The organism is Cyanobacteriota bacterium, assembly GCA_025054735.1.
Taxonomy (GTDB): Bacteria; Cyanobacteriota; Cyanobacteriia; order SKYG9; family SKYG9; genus SKYG9.
Genome location: JANWZG010000347.1, coordinates 1 through 4364, shown reverse-complemented (window position 1 = coordinate 4364; position 4364 = coordinate 1). Strand labels below are relative to the sequence as shown.

The following is a 4364-nucleotide window of genomic DNA, read 5'->3' as shown; positions in this document are numbered from 1 at the left end:
AGCTCAAAGTGTGGTACTCGCCCGATTCACTAACACTTGAACCGCCTCACAACAGACGAAATGACTGAAAGAACCCACGAATACTACCACTGAGGTTGGCGGCTTTGCTAGCTGGCGCAACCACGATCAGTTGATAGAGGCGCTGATTCACCATGTAGATGCGACTGTGAATAATCAGATCACCCGGTGCTTTAATCTTCAGTTCGCGCCCAGGGGCACCGTTGAGTGAGATGCGACTCTCAGACAACAAACTGCCCTGCACCCGTCGCAATACCTCATCTCGTCCACTGTCTAGTAACTTATTAGGGTCAACATTTTGAATAGATTCGGCAGGAAAGTCGGTATAGGTGACAAGGTGAGCAGACAGCCCAGGTTGCTCTACAGCAAAGGTATAGATGTCTAAGTTGCCGAGGCGGGTTTGTTGTTGTTGTCGTTGCTGTTTAGGGTCTCCGGGCATGAGCACTGTGAACTTTCCGTTGGGGTCTCGGAACGGACGCCAGACAGACTGAGCAACAATAATGGGTGACTCGTAAGGAACAGCATAGGCAAGATAGTTGCTGCTTACAAGCGTCAGGATAGTGACAATGGCAGAAACAGTCCTAGTCATCATACAGGGTGCCCTCTTACAGCAAATTTCAGATGTTCTCAATTGATTTAAATTGCCCATCACTATACTTGATCTTCACTTGATCTTCTTAGTCATGGATGGGGACGTTCATTAAACTTACAGAGTTGCTTCTGCCACTTGGTGTAGGAAAAGGCCCTACGCACCTTCCCTAGGCAGAAAGTACTCATAAGACCTACAAGATGCTGATCTCTACATTTACAGATGGGTATGAGATATGGGAATAATTGATGAAGAGTAGCAAACTGATTATTCCCAGGATTGTTCTGTTTTCCCTGTTATTGGTGATCTGCACATTGTTTAGTACCCCAACCACAATGGGCATAGTTTCGGCTTAGGATTTAACTATGGTGAACTATGCACCTTATGCGTCGAATATTGCAGGTAATAGTGCGTCAATGCCCTAATTGGACAACTAAAATCCCGTTGCATTGGGTGTTAACTGTACCATTTGTAGTGCAAGTGGTTGGTGTGGTGAGTTTGGTGGGCTATTGGTCTTATCGTAGTGGCCAGCAGACTGTGCAAGATGTTGCTAGGCAGTTAATGGACAATGTGCAGCATCAGGTTACTGAGGAACTCGATCTCTATCTCCAACGGGCACACCGCACGAACCAACGGCACATTGCGGCTATTAATGCTGGAGTCATTAGTCTTGATAACCTTGACCAGTTACACCGGTATCTGATTCTGCAACATCAGCAGATGCCAGAGTTAACCACATTACTAGTCGGAACGCCCCGAGGAGATCTGAGGGCTAGCCATCGTGTTGATTTTGGAGGCCGTGGGGCAGCAATTCGCTTGCAGCCTGACGAGTTGCCCTTTGAAGCAGCAGTCTCTACAGCGGCTGACCCAGCGACAAAACGGTTTTACAGCGTAACTAAGGATGGAAGTCTAGGCCGCTATATAAGGGCTATCCAAAACGCGAACGTGCGCAATCGCCCGTGGTTCCGCAAGGCAGTGCAAACTAGGAAACCGGGCTGGACAGACCCCTACCAAGTCAGAGCTAATAGTCAACTGACCCTGAATGCCTATGCCCCTATGTATGACCGAGCCAACCAGTTGATGGGTGTATTTGCTGTCAACATTAGCCTAAACCAACTCAGTGATTTTCTTCAGGGTATTAAAGTCGGAAAACGTGGGGATGTGTTCGTTGTTGATCGTCAGGGGTTGCTGATTGCCACCTCAACGGGAGATGCAGTGTATCGAGGATCTGGCCAACCAAGTTTGAGTGAAACTAGTGATCCAAACGCTCTGACATTTCAACGCCTTTCTCCCCAAGAGGTGGCTGACCCGGTGATTCAGCAAGCCTATGCTTACCTGGGTAAAACCTTCAATAATTTAGCAACGCTACGATCGCCCCAAACCTTGGTATTTCGGCCAGAAGGAACCAGTCGCGATCAGTATTTTTTAAGCGTTGCCCCCTACGCTGATGCCTATGGCCTGGACTGGTTGATTGTTACTGTGGTGCCAGAGTCCGATTTCACAGCGCACATTCAAGCTAACTTGCTACGTACTGTAATGCTGTCTGGACTGGTGCTAGCGGCAGCCATAGTGATAGGCATGTGGACATCACGTCGCCTAGGACGATCGCTGCAACGCCTTGCCCAAGCTCACCGTGAAGTTGCAGCCGGTAATCGCGACCAAACCCTGCCTAAGAGTCATCTGCTAGAGCTAGAAAGCCTGCGCCTCTCCTTTGAGCAAATGGTGGCTGAACTGCATGACAGTGATTACCTTCGTCAACACTACGCCCAAGCATTGCACCAAGAGGTTGCTAAGCAAACGGCTGCTCTCCAGCAAGCTCTGCAAGAATTAAACTCCCACATAGAAAACTCACCCCTGGCAACAATTCGCTGGGATCAAGACGGTCGAATTACCTATTGGTCAACCCAGGCTGAGGTTATGTTTGGCTGGAAGGCTGAGGAAGTAGTGGGCAAAACCTATCATCAGTTCCAGTTGGTTGTTGAGGATGACCTAGAGCAGGTCAACCAAGTCATGGCTGATCTGTGGGCAGGCACTCGCAACATTTCTCGGAATCGCAATTACCGCCGGGATGGCACGATTATTTACTGTGAATGGTATAACTCGGCACTGACAAATGGGACTGGACGAGGAGTTTCCGTGTTGTCCTTAGTGCAGGATGTCAGCGATCGTCACCAAGCTGAGGAAAACCTGCGGCAAAGCGAGGCAAAAAACCGTGCTCTGATTGCAGCTATCCCCAATTTATTGATTCGGATGCGGCGCGATGGGCTGTATCTCGACATCATTAACCAAGAAACTGTGCATTGGCTATCGGCTGCTAAAGACAGCAGTCAACACTGGATTACGGAGTTTTTGCCAGCAAACATTGCGCTAGATCGCATAGCCCTAGCCGAGCGTGCCCTCGCTACTGGGCAAATCCAACTGCAAGAGTATCAATTTGAAGACCAAGGCAATACTTTTTATGAAGAAGCACGGATTGTGCCCATGGGTGAGGATGAGGTTTTAGTAGTAGTGCAAGACGTGACCCAGCGTATGCAGGCAGAGCTAGCCCTGAAAACTAGCGAGGCGAAATTACGCCAAAGCGAGGCTACTAACCGGGCAATGTTAGCAGCAATCCCTGACTTGCTGTTACGGGTGGGGCGCGATGGCTCTTGCTATAGCTTCTTCCCTCCTCCTGACTCTGATGATGGGGTGTTTTTGCCGATTCGGCAACACCTATCGGAGGTGCTCCCTCCCGATTTATTGCAGAATCAACTCCGTCAGATTGATCAAGCACTAGCGACGGGTGAGTTGCAAATCTGGGAACACCAACTGGTGAAGCATGGAGAACTGCGCGATGAGGAGATCCGGCTGGTTCCCTGCGGGCCAGAGGAGTGTCTGGTGATCGTGCGAGATATTACTGATCGCAAACGCACTGAGCAGGAACTACGGCGTGCCAAAGAAGCTGCTGAAGTGGCAAACCAAGCCAAGAGTGCATTTCTGGCCAATATGAGCCACGAACTCCGCACTCCCCTCAACGTGATTCTGGGTTTTACGCAGCTATTGCGACAAGATGATACCCTGTCAGCAAAGCAGCGACGTGATATTGACAGCATCTACCGCAGCAGTGAACATCTTCTAGAACTAATCAACGATGTCTTAGACTTCTCTAAGATTGAAGCAGGCAAGCTAGAGGTAAATCCCCAAGCTACTGATTTAGCAGAGCTTGTCAATTCACTACATGTGATGTTTAGCCAGCGAGCGGTAGCCAAAGGTCTGCAACTATGCCTAGAGTACTTGCCAGGGGTGCCGCAATACATTGAAGTAGATGCACAAAAACTGCGCCAAATTTTGCTAAACCTGCTCAGCAATGCAGTCAAGTTTACATCCCGTGGTCATGTGATATTACGGGTATATACCCTTGAGCAAACGCCTGAGATGACCCACGATCGCTCCTACACCAAACTTTACATTGAGGTGGAAGATACGGGAGTGGGAATTGCTGCTGAAGAGTTGCAAGTAGTGTTTGAGGCATTTTCTCAGGCAGCAGCGGGGCGACAATCGCAACAAGGCACAGGTTTAGGTCTAGCAATTAGTCGCAAGTTAGCGCGGTTGATGGGGGGTGATTTAACTGTAACCAGCATGATCGACCAAGGCACAACATTTCAGTTGATGTTGCCTGTGAAACTGACCACAGGTGCTACTCTTCGGCCTTCCCACTTTGGTCAGCGCGTCACGGGCCTTATGCCTAACCAACCCCGCTATCGCATTTTGATTGTGG

The 4364-nt window shown here is 49.4% G+C and carries 2 protein-coding genes; one reads left to right on the top strand and one right to left on the bottom strand.

Translation table 11 applies throughout. The features are described from left to right. Positions 1-46: 46 nt before the first annotated feature. Positions 47-610 (bottom strand): hypothetical protein, encoded by a 564-nt coding sequence (locus NZ772_14695; protein ID MCS6814800.1) that lies wholly within the window; start codon positions 608-610, stop codon positions 47-49. A gap of 372 nt (positions 611-982) precedes the next feature. On the opposite strand from NZ772_14695, the gene NZ772_14690 reads away from it, so the two are divergent. Further along, positions 983-4364 (top strand): PAS domain S-box protein (locus NZ772_14690; protein ID MCS6814799.1); only part of this gene is annotated, 3382 nt, incomplete at its 3' end.

What these genes read in the sequence shown, in the direction of transcription:
- NZ772_14695 (MCS6814800.1), bottom strand. Translation starts at nt 610, where the DNA reads ATGATGACTAGGACTGTTTCTGCCATTGTCACTATCCTGACGCTTGTA.